Source organism: Staphylococcus sp. EG-SA-2 (assembly GCF_017152085.1).
This window is the reverse complement of the sequence record NZ_JACYHC010001300.1, coordinates 1-605: the sequence shown is the minus strand read 5'-3', so window position 1 is coordinate 605 and position 605 is coordinate 1. Positions and strand designations below refer to the sequence as shown.

Here is a 605-nt window from a genome sequence, read left to right as displayed (position 1 = left end):
CCAACTGTAAACCGCGACATTATAGAGCCAATCACTAGCCTATCTCAGAATCACCAACGAATCCTTCATTATTAAGGAATCTAGGCATCTTTACGGCGTGGTTCTAATCGCATCTTTTTCAATCTAAGTGCGTTTGTGACAACACTTACTGAACTTAGTGCCATTGCAGCACCAGCAACCCATGGCGCAAGTAAGCCCAATGCAGCTATAGGGATACCGGCAATATTATAGCCGAATGCCCAAAATAGATTTTGACGAATATTACGAATGGTTGCTTTACTTGCATAAATGGCTTTAGGAATAAGCATCAAGTCGCCACCAAGAATAGTAATATCAGCTGCTTCAATGGCAACTTCTGTACCTGTACCAATGGCGATACCGATATCAGCTTTAACTAATGCAGGTGCATCATTTACACCGTCACCAACCATCGCAACCTTCTTACCTTGTTGCTGTAGTTTCGCAATTTGTGCAGCTTTTTCTTCTGGTAAAATATCTGCAATAACAGTATCTATGCCTACTTGTTTTGCAATGGCTTGAGCAGTGTTTTTATTATCGCCAGTTAACATGGCAACTTCAATGCCCATATCATGCAATTGTTTTAT

At 40.8% G+C, this 605-nt stretch carries 1 protein-coding gene; it reads right to left on the bottom strand.

Annotated features, from left to right (window positions below):
- Positions 1–80: 80 nt before the first annotated feature.
- Positions 81–605, bottom strand: a 525-nt coding sequence (locus IDG60_RS20915) for an HAD-IC family P-type ATPase (protein WP_206161144.1), incomplete at its 5' end; no start/stop codon positions are given.